This window comes from Streptomyces sp. NBC_00236 (assembly GCF_036195045.1).
GTDB lineage: Bacteria > Actinomycetota > Actinomycetes > Streptomycetales > Streptomycetaceae > Streptomyces.
On sequence record NZ_CP108100.1, the window covers coordinates 2,545,387 to 2,566,569 of the forward strand.

The window sequence follows — 21,183 nt, forward strand, 5'->3', positions numbered from 1 at the left end:
GGCCTTACGGCCGGGGCAGCCCCGTTTCGTCCTTCGTTCGCGCCGCCGGTCAGGCGGCCGTCCTACAGGTCGACCGTTTTGAAGGCGAACTGCGAGAAGGCAGTGAAGTAGGGGCGGATCTCCACCTTCACCGGCGCAGGCGCCGGCGTGGGGCGTCCGATTCCCAGCTTCCTGGCCACGCGGCGGTTGACCTTGGACAGCAGGCTCGGCCTGGGCGGCGTCGAGACGGTGACCACCGGACGGGGGTAGGTGAACACACCGATCGGCGCCAGCACGTCCGTGGCCAGCTTGCCCACGGCGATCCGCTCGACGTCTCCGCCGGGCCGCAGCCACACGTCCCAGATCTGTTCGGGCCCCGTGTGCTCCCCGACCAACAGGCCGAAGTCGACGCGGGACACGAACCGGTTGCCTTCCGTGGCCGACGCGGGGACGGTCAGCACCCGCTCCTTCGCCCTGCGGTTCACGACCTCCAGGACAGCGCCCGGACCGAGGTCGGCACCCCAGCAGTCCGCCTGCAGCTCGAAGACGTCGCCACCGACGGTCAGCGCGTCCACCTCCACATGCGCGTCGCGCACCACGCTCCGGATCCGGAGGCGGCCGTCCTCCCCCCGGTGCGGCAGCAGGAGCTCCATGGCGGGCCCCCCGTTCCCGCGGGGCAGCGGCACGTTCAGCAGCTCACGTACGTCGCACCCGTAGCCGTCCACCGTCAGCGGCACCTCGTGTCCTGCGGCCGTACGGACGGACAACTCCCAGATTCCTTCCGGCAGTCCGCCGCGCCAGGGCACCACCGCGCTGCCATCGGGCTCGATCGCGAAGCGTTCCTCGGCCGGTTCCCGCCCGATCCGGCGGCAGGCGATCTCGGCACCGTGGGCCTCCGCCGGCAGCGTGCCGACGTCGATGTGGACCGAGCCCACCGCGTCCACCTGCGCGGTGGCGGTCGTGGGCAGCGCCCGGCGGACGAACGCGTCGTGCAGGATCGCCTCGAAGCGCGCACAGCTGGCCGGCTCGTGGAAGCGCACCGCGTTGCGCACCGCCGCCTCGCCCATGCGCCTGCGGCGCTCGTCGTCCTCGACCAGTTCGAGGACGGCGTCGGCCATGGCGGGGGTGTCGCCGCGCGGGACGATGAGCCCGTCCTCGCCGTGGGTGATGATGTTGCGCGGGCCGTGGTGGGCGTCGGTGCTGACGACGGGCAGACCGGCCGCCATCGCCTCGACGATCACATTGCCGAACGCCTCCCGCTTGGAGGGGAGTACGAAGATCGAGCCCTTGCTGAACTCCGGTGCGACCGGGGCGGCCGGGCCCATCAGCGTCACGGCGTTGTGCAGGCCGAGGCTCTCGATCTGCTTGCGCAGATTCGCCTTCTCGGTGCCGCCGCCGTAGATCCGCAGCCGCCAGTCGGGGCGCTTGGCCACGACGGTGGCGAAGGCCTCGATGACCGCCGCGAAGTTCTTGTTCTCCTTGAGGAGACCGGCCGCGATGACGACCTTGTTGGTGCTCTTGGACTGCACGGGGGCGGCGGGCACGCAGTTCGGCATGACGGCCAGCCGGTTGCGTACGCCCGGCACCAACTTGCCGATGCTCTCGACCTCTTCGGGCGTCAGCGCGGTGAGCGCGTCCAGCGAGTGGTACGCCTTGAACAGCCGGCCCTGGTAGTACTTCGCGTAGATCGAGGGCATCGAGTGCTCCTGCGTGACCCGCAGGTAGTCACCCTCGGCGTACGAGAGCATGATCGTGAGCCGCGGACTCGAGCTCACCACGACGTCGGCGTCCGTGGTCGCGAGGAATTCGAGCAGCCGCAGCTCGGCCAGACGGCTGACCACCGGCTTCTTCTCCGCCGGGTCGCAGGGGTAGACCTTGGGGAAGACCTCGGTCAGTGGGTCGTCCAGGTCCGATGTCGGCGAGTGCTTGCGCAGATCGGTCAGCGCGCGCACGGAAACCCGCGGGTCGAGCGGGAAGTAGGACTCGTCCCGCACCTTGCGGAGGGCGATGATCTCCACCTCGTGCCGGGCCGCAAGCGCGCCCGCCAGGTTCTGCGTGGCACTGACCACTCCGCCCATGTGGCAGAGGTCGCGCACCAGAAATGAAATCTTCACTTGCGTCTTTCGGCTGGGCCGCGGCTCGCGGCAAACCCCGGGCGGCCTCGCGTGACGAACGTCTTCACGTTTCCCCTACCCCCTCGGATGTGCGAGGGCAGGCCCTGTCCTCGCACAAGGAAGACGGACAGGAAGGGCACAGGGTTGTGTTCGGAGTAAGAGTTTATCGAGCCTTGAACAGAGCGGACGGACACGACGATGCCGTACCGAATCCACTTTTTCACCCGCTCCGTCTATTTTCACCCGCCCAATCGCCCGGCCCAGCGAAAGGGGCGTGTCCCCGTACCGGCTTCCCGGCACGGGGACACGCCCCTCACACATCCGTCCTACGCGAACGGATCGAACTCCTGGTACTCCTTGCTGACGTCGTCGCGCTCTTCCTCGCGGTCACGACGGCGCTGCGCTGCCGGACGCGGCTCCTCCAGTCGGTGGTCCTCACCGCGGCGGCCGAGCATCTCCGCACCGGCCGTCACCGTCGGCTCCCAGTCGAAGACCACGGCGTTGTCCTCGGCACCGATGGCCACACCGTCGCCGGCCCTGGCACCGGCCTTGCGCAGCTCGTCCTCGACGCCCAGCCGGTTCAGCCGGTCCGCGAGGTAGCCGACGGCCTCGTCGTTGTTGAAGTCGGTCTGGCGCACCCAGCGCTCCGGCTTCTCGCCGCGCACCCGGTAGATGCCGTCGTCCTCCAGGACCACGGTGAACCCGGCGTCGTCCACGGCCTTGGGCCGGATGACGATGCGGGTGGCCTCCTCCACGGGCTTGGCGGCACGCGCCTCGGCGATGACCTTGGCCAGCGCGAAGGAGAGCTCCTTGAGGCCGGTACGGGCGACCGCCGACGCCTCGAAGACGCGGTAGCCGCGCGCTTCCAGCTCGGGACGGATCATGTCCGCGAGGTCCTGGCCGTCCGGGATGTCGATCTTGTTGAGCACGACGATACGGGGCCGGTCCTCCAGACCCCCGTACAGCTTCAGCTCCTCCTCGATCATGTCGAGGTCGGAGACCGGGTCACGGTCGGACTCCAGCGTCGCCGTGTCCAGTACGTGGACGAGTACCGAGCAGCGCTCGACGTGCCGCAGGAACTCCAGGCCGAGGCCCTTGCCCTGGCTGGCGCCCGGGATCAGGCCCGGTACGTCGGCGATGGTGTAGACGGTGCTGCCCGCGGTGACCACGCCCAGGTTCGGGACGAGGGTCGTGAAGGGATAGTCGGCGATCTTCGGCTTGGCGGCCGACAGGACCGAGATCAGCGAGGACTTGCCCGCGCTCGGGTAGCCGACGAGCGCCACGTCGGCGACGGTCTTCAGCTCCAGGACGACGTCCCGGGCCTCACCGGGCTCGCCGAGCAGCGCGAAGCCGGGGGCCTTGCGGCGGGCGGAGGCCAGTGCGCCGTTGCCGAGGCCGCCGCGGCCGCCCTGGCCGGCGATGAACATCGTGCCCTGGCCGACGAGGTCGGCCAGCACGTTGCCCGCGCTGTCGAGGACGACGGTGCCGTCCGGCACGGGCAGGACCAGGTCCTGGCCCTCCTTGCCGGTGCGGTTGTCGCCGGCGCCGGGCTGGCCGTTGGTGGCCTTGCGGTGGGGGTGGTGGTGGTAGTCGAGGAGCGTGGTGACCGCCTGATCGACGATCAGGGTCACGTCGCCGCCACGGCCGCCGTTGCCGCCGTCCGGGCCGCCGAGCGGCTTGAACTTCTCACGGTGAACGGAGGCACAGCCGTGGCCTCCGTTACCCGCGGCGACATGCAGTTCGACGCGGTCCACGAAGGTGGTCATGGGTGGAACCTCCAGTTACATACATGCAGAAATGTCTCGCTCGTGCGCCCCTGTAGGAGCAACACGCGAAAGGCGGACCCACTTCCCGTATCAGGAAGTGAGGTCCGCCTCCACGTCATACCGCTCGACGAGCGCCGAAAATCAGCCGGCGATCGGAACGATGTTCACGACCTTGCGGCCACGGTGCGTGCCGAACTCGACCGCACCGGCGGCGAGGGCGAACAGCGTGTCGTCGCCGCCACGGCCGACGCCCGTGCCCGGGTGGAAGTGGGTGCCGCGCTGGCGGACCAGGATCTCACCGGCGTTGACGGCCTGACCGCCGAAGCGCTTCACGCCGAGCCGCTGAGCATTGGAATCGCGCCCGTTCCGGGTGGACGATGCGCCCTTCTTGTGTGCCATGTCTCCTCAGTCCCTTACTTCGCAGCCGCGGGGATACCGGTGACCTTGATCGCCGTGTACTGCTGGCGGTGACCCTGGCGACGGCGGTAGCCGGTCTTGTTCTTGTAGCGAAGGATGTCGATCTTCGCGCCCTTGTGGTGGTCCACAATCTCGGCCTGGACCTTGATGCCGTCAAGCACCCACGGGTCGCTGGTCACGGCGTCGCCGTCGACAACGAGCAGGGTAGAGAGCTCTACCGTGTCGCCAACCTTGGCGGTGGGAATCTTGTCAACCTCAACGATGTCGCCGACAGCAACCTTGTGCTGGCGACCACCGCTGCGCACGATGGCGTACACGCGGATCTCACTCTCACTCGAAGACGAAACCCCTGAAGCCAGCCGCCCACACGGGTCCGGGGACCCGTGATGATCCGGATTGGACGAGCGGCCTCTCCCGAACGAGCGGGAGGTCAGTGCTCAGAGGTGTGGCGAAACAAACGCCGACGGTCAAGATTACGGGGACCTGTACAGCCCGGTCAAACCGGGCCCCTTTCCGGGGCCCGGCCTCAGGCTTCGACGGCCCCGGTGTACTCCGCGTAGGCGTCCCGGATCCCGTCCGGGGACAGGTCCAGATGCTCCAGGATCGTGTAGCGGCCCGGCCTGGTCCGGGGGGCGAAGCCGACCACCTGGACGAACTCCTCCGCGCTGAACCCCATCTCCTCCGCCGTGACCGGCAGGCCGTGACGCCGCAGCGCCTCGGCCATCCGTACGGACTCCTGGCACGCGCCCCGCAGGTGCATCGCGAACGCCGCGCCCAGACCGCACTGCTCACCGTGGCTCGCGGCGCGCTTGGGGAAGAGCAGGTCGAAGGCGTGGTTGATCTCGTGGCAGGCGCCCGACGCGGGACGGCTGTCCCCCGCCACCGACATCGAGATGCCGGTCAGCACCAGCCCCTCGGCCAGCACCTGGAGGAAGGCGTCGTCACCCAGGGCCCCGGGATGGCGCAGCACGGCCTCGCCGGCCTGCCGGGCCATCGCGGCGGCCAGTCCGTCGATGTCCTCGCCGTTGACCCGGTGGGCGAGCTCCCAGTCCGCGACGGCGGAGATGTTCGAGAGCGCGTCACCGATCCCGGACCGCACGAAACGGACCGGTGCCTCACGGATGATGTCGAGGTCGATGACGACGGCGATCGGGTTCGGGACACCGTACGAGCCGCGGCCCGCGTCGTTGTCCAGCGTGGCCACCGGTGAGCACAGACCGTCGTGGGACAGGTTCGTCGCCACGGCGACCAGCGGCAGCCCGACGCGCGCCGCGGCGAACTTCGCACAGTCGATGATCTTGCCGCCGCCGAGCCCGACGACGGCGTCGTACCGGCCGGACTTCATGGCCTCGGCGAGCTTGACGGCGTCATCCAGCGTGCCGCCGCCCACCTCGAACCAGGAAGCACCCGGCAGGCTGTCCGAGAGCCGCTCCCGCAGCGCCCGTCCGGAACCCCCGCTGATCGCGATCGCCAGTTTGCCCGAGCCGGAGATCCGCTGATCGGCGAGGACACCCGCCAGATCGGACAGAGCACCGGCCCGGATGTCGACGACGACCGGTGCGGGGATCAGCCGGGTCAGTACTGGCACGCGATGGTCCTGCCCTTGGCCAGGTCCTCGTGGTTGTCGATCTCGACCCACTTGACGTCGCCGATCGGCTCCACGTCGACCTTGAAGCCGCGGTTGACGAGCTCCTGGTAGCCGTCCTCGTAGTAGAGGTCCGGGTCGCGCTCGAACGTGGTCTTCAGCGCGTCGGCCAGCTCCTCGGCCGCGTCGCCCTCGATGAGGGTGACACCGATGTACTCACCGGTGGCCTCGGCGGGGTCCATCAGCTTCGTGATCCGCTGCACACCCTTGTCGGGGTCGACGACGACCTTCATCTCCTCGTCCGCCAGCTGCTTCACCGTGTCGAGGGCGAGGATGATCTTCTTGCCCTCGCCGCGGGCGGCGAGCAGCGTCTTCTCGACGGAGACGGGGTGCACGGTGTCGCCGTTGGCGAGGATCACGCCGTCCTTGAGGGCGTCACGGCCGCACCAGAGGGAGTAGGCGTTGTTCCACTCCTCGGCCTTGTCGTTGTCGATCAGCGTGAGGGTCACGCCGTACTTCGCCTCAAGGGCGGCCTTGCGCTCGTACAGGGCCTCCTTGCGGTAGCCCACGATGATGGCGACGTCGGTCAGGCCGACCTCGGCGAAGTTGCCGAGCGTCAGGTCGACGACGGTCAGGCTCTCCTCGTCCCCCTCGGGACCGACCGGCACCAGGGCCTTGGGAAGCGTGTCGGTGTAGGGGCGCAGACGACGGCCTGCGCCGGCCGCCAGAATCATGCCGATCATGAGGGTTCTCCTTGGTCCTTGATGCGGTGCGGGTGTCTCGGGTGGAGTGTGTGAGGGGCAGCCGCGGCTCAGAGCTCGGTGGCCACGAAGTCGCGCAGCCAGGTCCGGAAGTCCGGCCCCAGGTCCTCGCGCTCGCAGGCCAGTCTGACGATGGCCCGCAGGTAGTCGCCCCGGTCACCGGTGTCGTACCGGCGGCCCCGGAAGACGACACCGTGCACCGGACCGCCGAGCTTCTCGTCGGCGGCCAGCTGCTGCAGTGCGTCGGTCAGCTGGATCTCGCCGCCCCGGCCCGGCTCCGTGTCCCGCAGCACGCCGAAGACGGCCGGGTCCAGGACATAGCGTCCGATGACGGCGAGATTGCTGGGGGCGTCGCCCGCTTCCGGCTTCTCGACCAGTCCGGTGACCCGGACGACGTCGCCCTCGGGCGTGGCCTCCACGGCGGCGCATCCGTACAGATGGATCTGTTCGGGAGCGACCTCCATCAGCGCGACGACGCTGCCGCCCTCACGCTCCTGGATCTCGGTCATGCGGGCCAGCAGCGGATCGCGCGGGTCGATCAGGTCGTCGCCGAGCAGGACGGCGAAGGGCTCGGAACCGACGTGCGGCTCCGCGCACAGAACGGCGTGGCCGAGGCCCTTCGGGTCGCCCTGCCGGACGTAGTGCATGGTCGCCAGTTCACTGGACTCCTGGACCCGGACCAGCCGTTCGTCGTCGCCCTTGCGGGTCAGCGCCGACTCCAGCTCGTAGTTCCGGTCGAAGTGGTCCTCCAGGGCCCGCTTGTTGCGCCCGGTGATCATCAGCACGTCGTTCAGCCCCGCGGCGGCGGCCTCCTCCACGACGTACTGGATCGCCGGCTTGTCGACGACCGGAAGCATCTCCTTGGGAGTGGCTTTCGTCGCCGGCAGGAACCGGGTACCGAGCCCGGCGGCAGGTATGACGGCCTTCTGGATCTTGCGCATGTGGGAAGAGCTTCCGTGTGGGGTTACGGGGACCGGCCGGGCGCCGGAACGCAGCCGGCCGGCCCCGTGGAGGGACCGGCCCGACTGCGTCGCGCGCGGTGCCGGGGCCCGTGCCGGTCAGGCACAGGCCCCAGGTGGGTCAGGCCTCGTCGGCCGAAGCGGTGACGGCGGACGACGACTGCTCGGCCGCCACCGTCTTCTTCGCCGCCTTCTTGGCCGTCGTCTTCTTCGCGACGGTCTTCTTGGCCGCCGTCTTCTTGACGGCCGCCTTCTTGGCCGTGGCCTTCTTCGCGGTCTTGCGGGCCGCCTTCTTGGCCGGTGCCGGTTCGGCGTCGGCCTCGGGGGCGGACTCCGGCTCGGCGCCCGTCACCACGACGACAGCGGCCTCCTCGGCACCTGCGGGGGAACCCGCGGGTGCGGTGACCTTACGGGTCACCCGGCGCCGGGCACGCGGCGGTGCCGCCGGCTCCTCGGCAGAGGCCTCGACGTGCGGTGCCTCGACGACCGGGTCCTCCGCGGCAACCGGGTCGGCGTCGGACACCGGCTCCTCGGCGACGGGCTCGGCCGCCGGGGCCGGCTCGACGACCGGGGCGGGCTCGGCCGCCGGGGCCGGCGAACCCGCCGGGGCGGTCGCCTTGCGGGTCGCCCGACGGCGCGTACGGCCCTGCGGCGCCTCGGCCGGGGCCTCGGCAACCGGCTCCGGTGCGACGACCGGCTCCGGCTCCACGACGGGCTCCGGCGCCACGACCGGCTCGGCCACCGGGGCCGGGGCGGACGCGGACCTCGGGGCACCGGCCGGGGCCGTCGCCTTACGCGTGGCCCGGCGACGGCCACGGCCGCGCCCGGCTGCCGCCTCGGCCTCGGCCGGGCTGCTGTACAGCTCCTCGTCCGGGACGAACTCCGGCTCGGGAAGCGCCAGCGGAGCGGCGATCTCCGCGGCCACCTCCGCCTCGGTCTCGACGTCGGTGTCCGTCTCGGAGACGTGCTCGTGGTCGTGCTCGTGGTCCTGGCCCGAGCCGCCGCGGCGCTTCTTGGAACGCTTGCCGCTGCCGCCGCCACCGATCGAGGTGGGCTGCTCCATGTGCACGATCACGCCGCGCCCGTTGCAGTGGACACAGGTCTCGGAGAAGGACTCCAGCAGACCCTGGCCGACCCGCTTACGGGTCATCTGGACCAGGCCCAGCGAGGTGACCTCGGCGACCTGGTGCTTCGTACGGTCGCGTCCCAGGCACTCCAGCAGACGCCGCAGCACCAGGTCCCGGTTGGACTCCAGCACCATGTCGATGAAGTCGACGACGACGATGCCACCGAGGTCGCGCAGCCGCAGCTGGCGCACGATCTCCTCGGCCGCCTCCAGGTTGTTCTTGGTGACGGTCTCCTCGAGGTTGCCGCCCTGACCGGTGAACTTGCCGGTGTTGACGTCGACGACGACCATCGCCTCGGTCTTGTCGATCACCAGCGAGCCGCCACTCGGCAGGTAGACCTTGCGATCCAGCGCCTTCATGAGCTGCTCGTCGATCCGGTACGTCGCGAAGATGTCGACCTCGGAGGTCCACCGCGACAGCCGGTCCGTCAGGTCGGGCGCCACGTGCGAGACGTAGCCGTAGATGGTCTCCCACGCGTCGTCACCGCTGACGATGACCTTGGAGAAGTCCTCGTTGAAGATGTCGCGGACGACCCGGACGGTCATGTCCGGCTCGCCGTAGAGAAGCGTCGGCGCGTTGGAGCTGCCGCTGCTCTTCGACTTCTTCTGGATCTCCTCCCACTGCTGCTGCAGCCGCTCCACGTCACGGCGCAGCTCGTCCTCGCTCGCGCCCTCCGCGGCGGTGCGGACGATGACGCCCGCGTCCTCGGGAACGATCTTCTTGAGGATGGTCTTGAGCCGGGCGCGCTCGGTGTCGGGCAGCTTGCGGCTGATCCCCGTCATCGAGCCCTCGGGCACGTAGACCAGGTAGCGGCCGGGCAGCGAGACCTGGCTGGTCAGGCGGGCGCCCTTGTGGCCGATCGGGTCCTTCGTCACCTGGACGAGGACTGACTGGCCGGACTTGAGCGCGGTCTCGATACGGCGCGGCCCGTGGGCCATGCCGAGCGCCTCGAAGTTGACCTCACCGGCGTACAGGACGGCGTTGCGGCCCTTGCCGATGTCGACGAAGGCGGCCTCCATCGACGGCAGGACGTTCTGGACCTTGCCCAGGTAGACGTTGCCGACGTAGCTGGTGGCCTGCTCCTTGTTGACGTAGTGCTCGACGAGCACATTGTCCTCGAGGACGCCGATCTGGGTGCGCTCACCGTTCTGGCGGACGACCATGACGCGCTCGACGGCCTCGCGGCGGGCGAGGAACTCCGCCTCGGTGATGATCGGCACCCGGCGGCGGCCCTGCTCGCGTCCCTCACGGCGGCGCTGCTTCTTCGCCTCCATGCGGGTCGAGCCCTTGATGGACTGGACCTCGTCGAAGCCGGTGCCGGGCTCGCGCTCGGCCTCCTTCTTGCGGGGCTCACGGACCTTGACGACCGTGCGCTCCGGGTCGTCCGTGCCGTTCTCGGCGTCGGACGCGGAGTCACCGCTGCGGCGGCGCCGGCGACGGCGCCGGCGGCTGCTGCTCGATCCGGAGGCACCGGAGTCGTTGTCGTCCTGCTCGTCGTCGCCCTCGTCCTCGGACTCCTGAGCACGCTCGTGCTCGTCCTCGGAGTGGTCGGCGGAGTCGTCGGCGTGCTGCTCGGCGGCGTCGTCCTCTGCGGACTCGCCACGGCGGCGGCGACGGCCACCGCGACGACGGCGGCGCGACGGACGGTCGCCGTACTCGTCGGTCTCCTCCCCGTCCTGCTCGGCGTCGCTCTCGTTCGAAGGCTCCTGCTCGTCCTCGGCCTGCTCCTGGACCGGAGCGGCCGGGGCGGGCGCGGCGACGGGCTCGGCCTCGGCGGCCTCACCGCGGCGACGACGACGGCGACGCGAACCGCCCTGCGGCGCGGCCTCGGCGGGAGCGGCCGGCTCGGCGGGGGCGATGGCCTGCTCCTCCACCGTCACGGTCTCGTCCTCGAACTCCTCGTCATGCGCGACGGGGGGCTGGGCGGCGGCTGCGGCGGCAGCGGTCTCCGGGGTCTGGAACATCGGCTCGGCGAAGACCGGCGCCTGGAACACGGCGACGGCGGGGCGCTCGGCCCGGCGGCTCCTGCGCGCGGGCTCCTCGACCTTGCCGGTGAACTCGGGCCGGCCCGCGGCGGCGGTGGCGCGGCGACGCTGACGGCCGCGCGGGGCGGCCTCCTCGACCTCGGCGGTCTCGGCGGCCAGCTCCTCAACGGCTGCCTCGGGCAGGCTCTCGCCCGTCTGGTTCCCGTCGCGCTCCTCGACGGCTTCCGTCACCTGCGGGGCACCCGCGGGAGAGGTCGCCTTGCGGGAGGCACGGCGGCGGCCACGCGGGGCCTCGACCGGCTCCGCGGGCTCCTCCTCGGCCGGCTCGACCGGCTCGGCAGCCGCGACGACCGGCTCCACGACCGCTTCGGTCCGGGCGGCCTGCGGCGCACCGGCGGGGGCGGAGGCCCTGCGCCGGGTACGGCCACGCGGCGCCTCGGTCACGGCGGGCTCGGTCGCGGCGGGCTCGACGGCCTCGGCCGCGACGGCCTCCTCGACGATCTCGGCCACCTCGGCGGCCTGCGGCGCACCGGCGGGGGCGGTCGCCTTGCGGGACGCACGACGACGCGCACGCGGCGCCTCAACGGGCTCCACGACCTCTTCCTCGACCGGCTCGGCAGCCGCGACAACCGGCTCCACGACCTCCACGGTCTCGGCGGCCTGCGGCGCACCGGCAGGGGCCGTCGCCTTGCGGGACGCACGACGACGCGCACGCGGCGCCTCAACCGGCTCCACGACCTCTTCCTCGACCGGCTCGGCAGCCGCGACAACCGGCTCCACGACCTCCACGGTCTCGGCGGCCTGCGGCGCACCGGCAGGGGCCGTCGCCTTGCGGACGGCGCGGCGGCGCGCACGGACGGGCGGCGCGGCCTCGGCGGCGCTCTCGGTGCTGTTCTCCGACACTCCGGCGTCAACGGCCGGTATGGCCGAAGCCTCGGCTGCGGCCTGCGCGCCCGCGGTCGGCGGGCCCGCCGGGCGGGATGCCGCGCGGCGCCTGCGGCGCGGCGGCAGCTTGTCCCCGGGGGTGTTGCTGTCTTCTGCGTTCCCGGCCGTGCCGGGTTCGGTGGGCTGAGGCATGCGGGCGGTTCTCCCGTCGGGCTCCCGGGCGCCGCGTCTGATTCCGGTCCGGCACGGTCCGCATGAGGTACGCGGTACCGCCGTCCGGGGCGCGGTCGCCGCACGGGGGCTGAATGTCTGGCTCGCCGGTTCCCTACGCGGTGTGCGCACGGCCTGGCGAAAGTCTTATGGGTCAGCGCGCGGCCCGGCCCAGGTGGCTCCCGAGTCCGAGGGCTGCGCTACAACGACCGCCTTACGCGGAACCTGCACCTTCAGGCGCCGTCGCGACGGCGGTCCCGGTGGCCGTGGGTAGAACGGCCGGGGCTGCCTCGCGGTCGGGCGCGAGCGGGTCGGTCACCGTGCCGGACTCCTCGTCGAAGAGCCCCTGCGCCAGCCTGGTCACCGCTGCGGGGACCGGCGGCGCCAGGTCGGCCACAACGCGGAGACCGGACAGGACGTCGTCAGGCCGAACGGCAGGTGTCACGTGCCGAACAACCAGCCGCAGTATCGCACAGGCCTTGTCCCCGGGCCTATCAGGCTGATGATCAAGGGCCTGCAGGTCGACGACGGCGGACCGGGCGTCGAAGCTCCGGATGCCGTTCTTCGTGCGGCGCTCGACCTCTACGGTCTCGGCCGCGTTGAACGCGGCGACGGCCTTCTCGGCGTCCTCCACGGCGACCCCGTTCAGCCGCATCTCCCAGACGGAGGCGGTGAGCCGGTCGGCGAGACCCGAGGTGCGGGCCTCCACGGCATCGGTGATGTCGAGTCCGTCCGGCAGCGAGTCGTTGAGGAGTTCGCGCAGCGTGCCCGGATCACGGGCCTCGGTGAGGGCGATCTCCAGGAACTCGGCCTCGCTGCCCGTGCCGGTGGGTGCGGCGTTGGCATACGACACCTTGGGGTGCGGGGTGAAGCCCGCCGAGTAGGCCATGGGCACCTCGGAGCGGCGCAGCGCCCGCTCGAAGGCACGCTGGAAGTCTCGATGACTGGTGAACCGGAGGCGGCCGCGCTTGGTGTAGCGCAGTCGGATGCGCTGCACTGCCGGTGCGGGCGGCGGGCCTTCGGGCTGTCGCTTGCCCAGTGGTTCTTCTCCTCGGTGCGGAGCGGACGCGGTGGCACGCCGCCCTCGAAATACGGGTGGCCCGGGGGCGTCCGGTCCGGCTCACCCCTGCGGGACGGATTTCTCTTTCCGCAGGGAGATCTCTGGTTCGGGCGCCGCGCTGGGCACAGTCGTTGTACTACCCAGAGTACGCGCAGACAGGCCTTCCGGTTCCCGGGGCTCGGGTTCGCGCGCCCCGCCGACCAGCGCCCGCCATGCGTCGCGCCTGGCCTGCCGGACGGTCTCGCGCGCCGTGCGGAGCGTCTGCCGGGCCGTCCGGCCCACCGCGCGGGCGGCCCGCCCGGCCGGTACGAACACGGCGTCGCGCAGGAAGTGCCCGACCGGGGTGCACACCGAGCGGTAGGCCCAGGCCACCGGCGCCCCGACCAGGTGCCACGCCAGCCATGCGAGCGCCCGCCCGAAGGCCCGCGAGACGAACCCGGCGACCCGCCAGGCGACACCGAACGCCGCAGCGATCTCCCGGCCGACCGGGGTCAGGATCCGCCGGTACACCCAGACCACCGGCGTGACGAGGAGCACCGTCACCAGCCATCGGACGCCCGCCCACAGCCCTCTGCAGCCGGCCTCGATGCCGCGGACCAGCTGATCGAGGAGCCATGCGATGCCGTGGCCCAGCGGGGTGAGCAGTTCCCGGTACGTCCACGCCAGCGGCAGCACGATCAGATGCTCCACGAGCCAGGCGGCGGCCAGCCCCAGCGGCTTGATCACGTAGCGCCACAGCAGGACCACCGGAATGACGAGCAAGGCGGTGAGCAGCCACTTCACCGCGGTGGCGACCCCCCGTCCGGCCGGGTTCAGCAGCGTCCGCCGGACCCATCGCAGCCCGTGCCCGATCGGGGTGAGCACATGCGCGTACAGCCAGGTGACCGGCACCACGAACCCGTACCGCACCCCGGGCACCACCACGTACCGCCACAGCGCGACCCACGGCCACACGAACACCGCCATGGCCAGCCACCGCAGCCCGTGCCCGACCGGGGTCAGCACCTGGGCGTACAGCCAGCGGGCCGGAATCACGGCCAGCACCTCGAAGAGCCACGCCAGCGCGCGCCCCAGCGGGCGCAGCAGAATCCGGTCCGAGGCACGGGCGCCCGCGACGAGGGCGTCCCAGACCATCCGCACCGGCAGGACGAGGACGAGGACGACGATCCGCACCGGAATCCTGACGAGCGTGGTGAGGCAGCCGTCACCGCTCTCGTACCGCGCGGGTGCCTGGTGCTTTCCGTATTCCATGCACCTGATGACGCGAAGGCCCGGTCGGGGGTTTCCCCGACCGGGCCTTCGTCACCGAGCTGTCACCCGTCAGAAGCCGGGCGGTGTCACCTCACTGACGGCTGCTCACTTCACGACCGTCAGCGGCAGGAGCTTCTTGCCCGTCGGACCGATCTGGATGCTCGTGTCCATCTGAGGACAGACCCCGCAGTCGAAGCACGGCGTCCAGCGGCAGTCCTCGACCTCGGTCTCGTCGAGCGAGTCCTGCCAGTCCTCCCAGAGCCAGTCCTTGTCGAGACCGGAGTCCAGGTGGTCCCAGGGCAGGACCTCCTCGTACGTCCGCTCGCGGGTGGTGTACCAGTCGACGTCCACACCGAAGTCGGGCAGGGCCTTCTCGGCGCTCTTCATCCACAGGTCGTAGCTGAAGTACTCGCGCCAGCCGTCGAAGCGGCCGCCGGCCTCGTAGACGGCGCGGATGACGGAGCCGACGCGGCGGTCGCCGCGGGAGAGCAGGCCCTCGACGATGCCGGGCTTGCCGTCGTGGTAGCGGAAGCCGATCGAGCGGCCGTACTTCTTGTCGCCGCGGATCTTGTCGCGGAGCTTCGTCAGCCGGGCGTCGGTCTCCTCGGCGCTGAGCTGCGGCGCCCACTGGAACGGGGTGTGCGGCTTGGGGACGAAGCCGCCGATGGAGACGGTGCAGCGGATGTCGTTCTGCCCGGACACCTCACGGCCCTTGGCGATCACCTTGACCGCCATGTCGCCGATCTGGAGGACGTCCTCGTCGGTCTCGGTGGGCAGGCCGCACATGAAGTACAGCTTCACCTGCCGCCAGCCGTTGCCGTACGCGGTGGAGACCGTACGGATCAGGTCCTCCTCCGAGACCATCTTGTTGATGACCTTGCGCATGCGCTCGGAGCCGCCCTCGGGGGCGAAGGTGAGACCGGAACGGCGGCCGTTGCGGGTCAGCTCGTTGGCCAGGTCCACGTTGAACGCGTCGACGCGGGTGGAGGGCAGCGAGAGGCCGATCTTGTCCTCGGTGTAGCGGTCCGCGAGGCCCTTGGCGATCTCGCCGATCTCGGTGTGGTCCGCGGAGGAGAGCGAGAGCAGGCCCACTTCCTCGAAGCCCGTCGCCTTGAGGCCCTTCTCCACCATCTCGCCGATGCCGGTGATGCTTCGCTCCCGCACGGGGCGCGTGATCATGCCGGCCTGGCAGAAACGGCAGCCGCGGGTGCAGCCGCGGAAGATCTCCACGGACATCCGCTCGTGGACGGTCTCGGCGAGCGGGACGAGGGGCTGCTTGGGGTAGGGCCACTCGTCGAGGTCCATGACGGTGTGCTTGGACACCCGCCACGGCACGCCCGACTTGTTCGGGACGACGCGGCCGATGCGGCCGTCCGGGAGGTACTCGACGTCGTAGAAGCCGGGGACGTAGACGCCACCGGTCCTGGCGAGGCGGAACAGCACCTCCTCACGGCCGCCGGGGCGGCCCTCGGCCTTCCAGGCGCGGATGATCTCGGTGATCTCCAGGACCGCCTGCTCGCCGTCGCCGATGACCGCGCAGTCGATGAACTCCGCGATCGGCTCGGGGTTGAAGGCGGCGTGGCCGCCCGCGAGCACGATCGGGTCGTCGAGGCCGCGGTCCTTGGCGGACAGGGGGATGCCGGCCAGGTCCAGGGCGGTGAGCATGTTGGTGTAGCCGAGCTCGGTGGAGAAGCTCAGCCCGAAGACGTCGAACGCCTTGACCGGGCGGTGGCCGTCCACGGTGAACTGCGGCACCTTGTGCTCGCGCATCAGCGCTTCGAGGTCGGGCCAGACGCTGTAGGTGCGCTCGGCGAGGACGCCCTGGCGCTCGTTGAGTACCTCGTACAGGATCATGACGCCCTGGTTGGGAAGCCCGACCTCGTAGGCGTCCGGATACATGAGGGCCCAGCGGACGTCGCATTCGTCCCACGGTTTGACGGTGGAGTTCAGCTCACCGCCGACGTACTGGATGGGCTTCTGCACATGCGGGAGCAGAGCTTCGAGCTGTGGGAAGACCGAATCGACAGACATCGCGAACTTTCGAGAGCTGGCAGGGGTGACCATCCAGCGTACCGCGCTGCTCAGCCTCCGGACGCCGTCCGGATTTCCGCCCGGGAGGCCCGGGCCCACACCCCGGGCAGTTCCCGCTCGCGTGCCGCGGCCGTCGCCTCCTCCTGTCCGTACAGCAGGCCCCAGGTGAACGAGGGCTCCCCCGCCGCATGGGCCTGGACGGCGAGGGTGCGCAGGGCGTCGCGGGCGACGACGCTGTCCTGGTGGTCGCCGAGGACGCTCTGGACGGCCTTCAGCCGCTTGGCGGACTTCCGGGCCGGCTTCCCGAGCGCGGGGCGGGCCGCTTCGGCCGCGTACCGTGCGCGCTTCGCCGCTTTGCGGGCGTCGTGCAGGGCGAGGTCGCGGTCCGGGCCCGGCGGGTGTTCCAGGGCGTGTGCGATGCGGGTGGCAAGGCGTTCGTGGTTCCTGTGCGCGGCGCGGGTGAGCGCCTTGCCGGGCGGGCCGGCGGCCGCGGGCAGCAGGGGCGGGCCGGCGAGGAGCGCGTGCAGGGTCTCCAGCAGCGCGAGGTAGCGGGCGCCGTCCAGCACCGCGACGGTACGGCGGCGGGAGCCGCTGCGGCGGGCCGTGGACCAGATCCTCAGCCGGGCGCGGACCGGGCCGAGGACCAGGGTGCGGGGCAGTGCGTCGAGCCGGGTGCGCAGCCGGGCGTCGAGGACCTCCTGGTCGCGGTCGACGCCGAGTTCCGCCGCGAGCCACTTCAGCTCGGCGGCGACGGGGTCGGTGACCGTGCGGTCGAGGACCTTGCGGTACGTGCGGAAGGTGCTGCGGAGCCTGCGGGTGGCGACCCGCATCCGGTGCACGGAGTCGGGCAGGCCCCGGCGCACGGCCGGGTCGAGGGCGACGATGTCGGTGACCTGTTCGCGTACGTAGGCAAGGACGTGGTCGCCCGCGGTGCGCGGGGGCGTGGCGGGTTCCGGTGGGCGCTTCTTCGGGGACGGCTTCTTCTTCGGGGCGGTCTCGGCCAGGGCGCGGGACAGTTTGGAGGAGGACTCGGAGGGGGCGATGCCGGCCTTCCGCAATCGCTTCTCGACGGCGTCGAGGAACGCGGGGTCGCCCTCGTCGGCGAGTTCGACCTCGATCTCGGTCCAGGCGGTGGCGCGGTTGCCGCCGTGCAGCCGCTGGGCCCGGACCGCGTCGACGCCGATTTCGGCGAGCGGTTCACCGTCCGGGCCGTTCAGCACGTGCACGTCGCGGGCGGACCGGAGCCGGGCCACCGGGACGAGGGCGGTGTCGCGGACCCGGGAGCGGACGAGACCGGCCAGGTCCGCGGGCAGGGTGTCGGAGAGCGGGGCCCCGATCTCGTCGCGGATGCCGGAGGCGACCGGGAACTTGAGGTGCCAGCCGGCGTCGGCGCCGCCGGTGCGGCGGCGCAGGGTGATGCCGTCGGCGGCGAGCCGGAGGTCCTCGGTGTCGTAGTAGACGGCGTCGAGTTCGATGACGCCCCGGTGGTCCACGGCGGCGACTCCGGCCACCCGTCTCAGGTCGGGCAGCCGGGCGTCACCAGTGGCTTCGTACTTCCGCTCGATCTCGCGCTTCGAGTCCGCCATGCATCGAATCTAGACGTGATGTACGTGGATGGGCAGTGGGCCCGCAACGGCTCAGGCCGCTATCGGCCGTTGGACCCTGATCGACTGGAGCAGCCCGATGGCCACCCAGACGGCGAACATCGAGGAGCCTCCGTAGGAGACGAACGGCAGGGGCAGTCCGGCGACCGGCATGATGCCGAGCGTCATGCCGATGTTCTCGAAGGCCTGGAAGGCGAACCAGGCGATGATGCCCGCGGCGACGATCGTGCCGTAGAGCTCGGTGGTCTCGCGGGCGATGCGGCAGGCGCGCCACAGGACGATGCCGAGCAGGACCAGGATCAGTCCGGCGCCGAGGAAGCCGAGTTCCTCACCGGCGACGGTGAAGACGAAGTCGGTCTGCTGCTCGGGGACGAACTGGCCGGTGGTCTGGGTGCCCTGGAAGAGGCCGGTGCCGGAGAGGCCGCCGGAGCCGATCGCGATCCGGGCCTGGTTGGTGTTGTAGCCGACGCCGGCCGGGTCGAGGGCCGGGTTGGCGAAGGCGGCGAACCGGGCGATCTGGTAGTCGTCGAGGAGCCCGAGCTGCCAGATGGCCACGGCTCCGGCGGCGCCCGCGCCGAGGATGCCGAAGATCCAGCGGTTCGACGCCCCGGAGGCCAGGAGGACGCCGAGCACGATGACGACCATGACCATCACGGAGCCGAGGTCCGGCATTCCCATGACGACGGCCATCGGGAGCGCGGCCAGGCCGAGGGCCTTGGCGACGGTCCGGTGGTCGGGGTGCAGCTGGTCGCCCGCGTCGACGCGGGCGGCGAGCAGCATCGCCATGCCGAGAATGATGGTGATCTTGGTGAACTCGGAGGGCTGGAGGGAGAAGCCGCCGGGCAGCAGGATCCAGGCGTGGGCGCCGTTGACGGTGGCGCCGAGCGGGGTGAGGACCGCCATCACGAGGATCACGGACAGCCCGTACAGGATCGGCACCGCACCGCGCAGGGTGCGGTGGCCGAGCCAGATCGTGCCGATCATCAGGGCGAAGCCGATGCCGGTGTTGAGGGCGTGGCGGAAGAGGAAGTAGTACGGGTCGCCGTGGGTGAGCGAGTCACGTCCCCTGGTCGCCGACCAGACGAGCAGCGAGCCGATGAAGGAGAGTGCGATCGCCGAGCCGAGCAGCGGCCAGTCGAGGCGGCGCACGACGGAGTCACGAGCGGTGAGCCTGCCCCAGGCGCCCCGGTCGGGGCCGTAGCGCGGGACGGAGAAGCCTGCCATCAGTCACGCCTCCCCAGCACTGCGGCGAGCGTCTGCTCGGTGGCCGGCTTCTGCGACGCGGGGTCGTAGGGCTTGATCCTGGGGGCGTCGATGGTGCCGTCCGTCTGGATCTTCGGCAGGGACTTCTGCGGGGTCGGCAGCAGGGCCTTCTTGAGGTCCTGCTTGCCCGCGGCGTCGAGGCCGTAGAGGGCGTTGTAGATGTTGCGGACGGCGGGCCCGGATGCTCCGGACCCCGTACCGCCCTGGGAGATCGTCATGACGATCGAGTAGTCCTTGGTGTACGTGGCGAACCAGGAGGTCGTCTGCTTGCCGTAGACCTCGGCCGTGCCCGTCTTGGCGTGCATCGGGATCTTGTCCTGCGGCCAGCCGCCGAATCGCCAGGCGGCGGAGCCGCGGGTCGCGACACCCGCGAGGGCTTCGTCTATTTCGTTGCGCGTCTTCTTGGTGAAGGGGAGCTTGCCGTGCGACTTCGGCTCGATCTCCTGGACGGTCTGTCCGTCGCCGCTGACGATCGCCTTGCCGACGGTGGGGTCGTAGAGGGTGCCGCCGTTGGAGATGGCCGCGTAGATGGTGGCCATCTGGATCGGGGTGACGAGGGTGTCGCCCTGGCCGATCGAGTAGTTGACGGAGTCACCGGCGCGCATCTTGTCGCCTTCGAGGCAGTTCTCGTACGCGATCTGCTCGACGTACGTGCCGCCCTTCTTGCCCTGCTTGCACCAGGCGTCGTGGTTGGCCTTGGCGAAGTTCTTCTTCCACTGGCGGTCCGGGACGCGGCCGCTGACCTCGTTGGGGAGGTCGATGCCGGTCTCCTTGCCGAGGCCGAACTGATGGGCGGTCTTGTAGAACCAGTCGTTGGCGTTCTTCTTGGGGTTGTTCCCGCCGTCCTTCTGCCACTCCTTGTGCGCGAGGCCGTAGTACACGGTGTCGCAGGAGACTTCGAGGGCGCGGCCGATGGTGATGCTGCCGTAGCCCTGGGACTCGAAGTTCTTGAAGGTCTGGCCGCCGATGGAGTACGAGCTGGGGCAGGGGTAGTTGCCGTCGAAGGGGTAACCGGCGTTGACCGCGGCGGTGGAGGAGATGACCTTGAAGATGGAGCCGGGGGCGGCCTGGCCCTGGATGGCCCGGTTCAGCAGCGGGAAGTTGGAGTTCTTGCCGGTGAGCTTGGCGTAGTCCTTGGCGGAGATGCCGCCGACCCAGGCGTTGGGGTCGTAGTTGGGCAGGGAGGCCATGGAGACGACGCGGCCGGTCTTGGCCTCCATGACGACGACGGCGCCGGAGTCGGCCTTGTAGTTCTCGCCGGTGTTGGTGTCGAACTCGGTACGGGCCACCTTCATGGCCTGGTTGAGCTCGTACTCGGCGACGGCCTGGACGCGGGCGTCGATGGAGGTGACGACGCTGGCGCCGGGCTCCGCCTCGTCGTTCTTGGCCTGGCCGATGACCCGGCCGAGGTTGTCGACCTCGTAGCGGGTGACGCCCGCCTTGCCGCGCAGTTCCTTGTCGTACGTGCGCTCCAGGCCGGAGCGGCCGACCTGGTCGGAGCGGAGGTAGGGCGAGTCGCTGTCCTGGGCCTTGGTGATCTCCTCGTCGGTGACGGGTGAGAGGTAGCCGAGGACCTGGGCGGTGTTGGCCTTGCCGGGTGCGGCGTAGCGGCGGACGGCGGTGGGCTCGGCGGTGATGCCGGGGAAGTCCTCCGCGCGTTCACGGATCTGGAGGGCCTGCTGGGTGGTGGCCTCGTCGGTGACCGGGATCGGCTGGTAGGGCGAGCCGTTCCAGCAGGGCTGGGGGGTCTTCGCGTCGCAGAGCCGGACCTTGTCGATGACGTCCTTGGGCTTCATGTCGAGGACGCCGGCGAGCCGGGTCAGGACGCCTTCGCCGTCGTCGTCCATCTTCAGCAGCTCGGTGCGGCTGGCGGAGACGACGAGGCGGGTCTCGTTGTCGGCGAGGGGCACGCCGCGGGCGTCGAGGATGGAGCCGCGGGCGGCGGGCTGGACGACCTGCTGGACGTGGTTGTTCTTCGCCTCGTCGGAGTACTCCTGGCCGTTGCGGATCTGGAGGTACCAGAGGCGGCCGCCGAGGGTGAGCAGCAGGGAGAAGACGAGGACCTGGATGACGATGAGGCGGATCTGGACCCGCTGGGTCCGTCCCGTCTCGGGGATGTTGGTCACGGGGCGCCCCCGGTGGTGGTCGGGCCGGTGGTACGGGGGCTGCCCCCGGAGGATTGCGGC

General features: G+C 70.8%; 14 protein-coding genes. All 14 read right to left on the bottom strand.

The window, feature by feature from the left end; genetic code table 11:
• Positions 1–62: 62 nt before the first annotated feature.
• Positions 63–2,093, bottom strand: coding sequence for a glycosyltransferase (locus OG446_RS11385; protein WP_328893920.1), 2,031 nt, complete (start codon positions 2,091–2,093; stop codon positions 63–65).
• Between the two features lie 326 nt (positions 2,094–2,419).
• On the bottom strand, positions 2,420–3,859 hold the full coding sequence (obgE, locus tag OG446_RS11390) for a GTPase ObgE (RefSeq protein ID WP_328893921.1): 1,440 nt from the start codon (positions 3,857–3,859) through the stop codon (positions 2,420–2,422).
• 141 nt (positions 3,860–4,000) lie between these two features.
• Positions 4,001–4,258 (bottom strand): 50S ribosomal protein L27, encoded by a 258-nt coding sequence (gene rpmA / locus OG446_RS11395; protein ID WP_018103204.1) that lies wholly within the window; start codon positions 4,256–4,258, stop codon positions 4,001–4,003.
• A gap of 14 nt (positions 4,259–4,272) precedes the next feature.
• Positions 4,273–4,593, bottom strand: a complete 321-nt coding sequence (rplU, locus tag OG446_RS11400; RefSeq protein WP_018551604.1) for a 50S ribosomal protein L21 — start codon at positions 4,591–4,593, stop codon at positions 4,273–4,275.
• A gap of 209 nt (positions 4,594–4,802) precedes the next feature.
• Complete coding sequence (locus OG446_RS11405) at positions 4,803–5,864, bottom strand: iron-containing alcohol dehydrogenase family protein (protein WP_328893922.1); 1,062 nt, start codon at positions 5,862–5,864, stop codon at positions 4,803–4,805.
• Complete coding sequence (locus OG446_RS11410; protein WP_328893923.1) at positions 5,852–6,604, bottom strand: phosphocholine cytidylyltransferase family protein; 753 nt, start codon at positions 6,602–6,604, stop codon at positions 5,852–5,854. Before OG446_RS11410 ends, OG446_RS11405 begins: the two co-directional genes overlap by 13 nt.
• A gap of 68 nt (positions 6,605–6,672) precedes the next feature.
• Positions 6,673–7,563: a UTP--glucose-1-phosphate uridylyltransferase GalU gene (galU, locus tag OG446_RS11415; protein WP_328893924.1), complete on the bottom strand. Its 891-nt coding sequence runs from the start codon at positions 7,561–7,563 to the stop codon at positions 6,673–6,675.
• Positions 7,564–7,702: 139 nt separating this feature from the next.
• Positions 7,703–11,770 (bottom strand): Rne/Rng family ribonuclease, encoded by a 4,068-nt coding sequence (locus OG446_RS11420; RefSeq protein ID WP_328893925.1) that lies wholly within the window; start codon positions 11,768–11,770, stop codon positions 7,703–7,705.
• A 232-nt stretch (positions 11,771–12,002) separates the two neighbouring features.
• Complete coding sequence (locus OG446_RS11425) at positions 12,003–12,785, bottom strand: TIGR03936 family radical SAM-associated protein (RefSeq protein WP_148018670.1); 783 nt, start codon at positions 12,783–12,785, stop codon at positions 12,003–12,005.
• Between the two features lie 123 nt (positions 12,786–12,908).
• The gene (locus tag OG446_RS11430; RefSeq protein WP_328893926.1) at positions 12,909–14,099 is read right to left on the bottom strand and encodes a hypothetical protein; all 1,191 of its coding nucleotides are present in this window, start codon (positions 14,097–14,099) and stop codon (positions 12,909–12,911) included.
• 105 nt (positions 14,100–14,204) lie between these two features.
• Entirely contained in the window at positions 14,205–16,130 is a 1,926-nt protein-coding gene (locus tag OG446_RS11435) for a TIGR03960 family B12-binding radical SAM protein (protein WP_328893927.1), read from the bottom strand.
• Between the two features lie 50 nt (positions 16,131–16,180).
• Entirely contained in the window at positions 16,181–17,716 is a 1,536-nt protein-coding gene (locus OG446_RS11440; RefSeq protein WP_328893928.1) for a CYTH and CHAD domain-containing protein, read from the bottom strand.
• 51 nt (positions 17,717–17,767) lie between these two features.
• Complete coding sequence (gene rodA, locus OG446_RS11445; RefSeq protein ID WP_328893929.1) at positions 17,768–18,958, bottom strand: rod shape-determining protein RodA; 1,191 nt, start codon at positions 18,956–18,958, stop codon at positions 17,768–17,770.
• Positions 18,958–21,123, bottom strand: coding sequence for a penicillin-binding protein 2 (gene mrdA, locus OG446_RS11450; protein ID WP_328893930.1), 2,166 nt, complete (start codon positions 21,121–21,123; stop codon positions 18,958–18,960). Before mrdA ends, rodA begins: the two co-directional genes overlap by 1 nt.
• Between the last annotated feature and the right edge of the window lie 60 nt (positions 21,124–21,183).

Bases quoted from the DNA above. Each gene is read 5' to 3' on its own strand.
- obgE (WP_328893921.1), bottom strand. From the start codon at position 3,859: ATGACCACCTTCGTGGACCGCGTCGAACTGCATGTCGCCGCGGGTAAC.
- rpmA (WP_018103204.1), bottom strand. From the start codon at position 4,258: ATGGCACACAAGAAGGGCGCATCGTCCACCCGGAACGGGCGCGATTCC.
- OG446_RS11410 (WP_328893923.1), bottom strand. From the start codon at position 6,604: ATGATCGGCATGATTCTGGCGGCCGGCGCAGGCCGTCGTCTGCGCCCC.
- galU (WP_328893924.1), bottom strand. From the start codon at position 7,563: ATGCGCAAGATCCAGAAGGCCGTCATACCTGCCGCCGGGCTCGGTACC.
- OG446_RS11420 (WP_328893925.1), bottom strand. From the start codon at position 11,770: ATGCCTCAGCCCACCGAACCCGGCACGGCCGGGAACGCAGAAGACAGC.
- OG446_RS11430 (WP_328893926.1), bottom strand. From the start codon at position 14,099: ATGGAATACGGAAAGCACCAGGCACCCGCGCGGTACGAGAGCGGTGAC.
- OG446_RS11435 (WP_328893927.1), bottom strand. From the start codon at position 16,130: ATGTCTGTCGATTCGGTCTTCCCACAGCTCGAAGCTCTGCTCCCGCAT.
- OG446_RS11440 (WP_328893928.1), bottom strand. From the start codon at position 17,716: ATGGCGGACTCGAAGCGCGAGATCGAGCGGAAGTACGAAGCCACTGGT.
- rodA (WP_328893929.1), bottom strand. From the start codon at position 18,958: ATGGCAGGCTTCTCCGTCCCGCGCTACGGCCCCGACCGGGGCGCCTGG.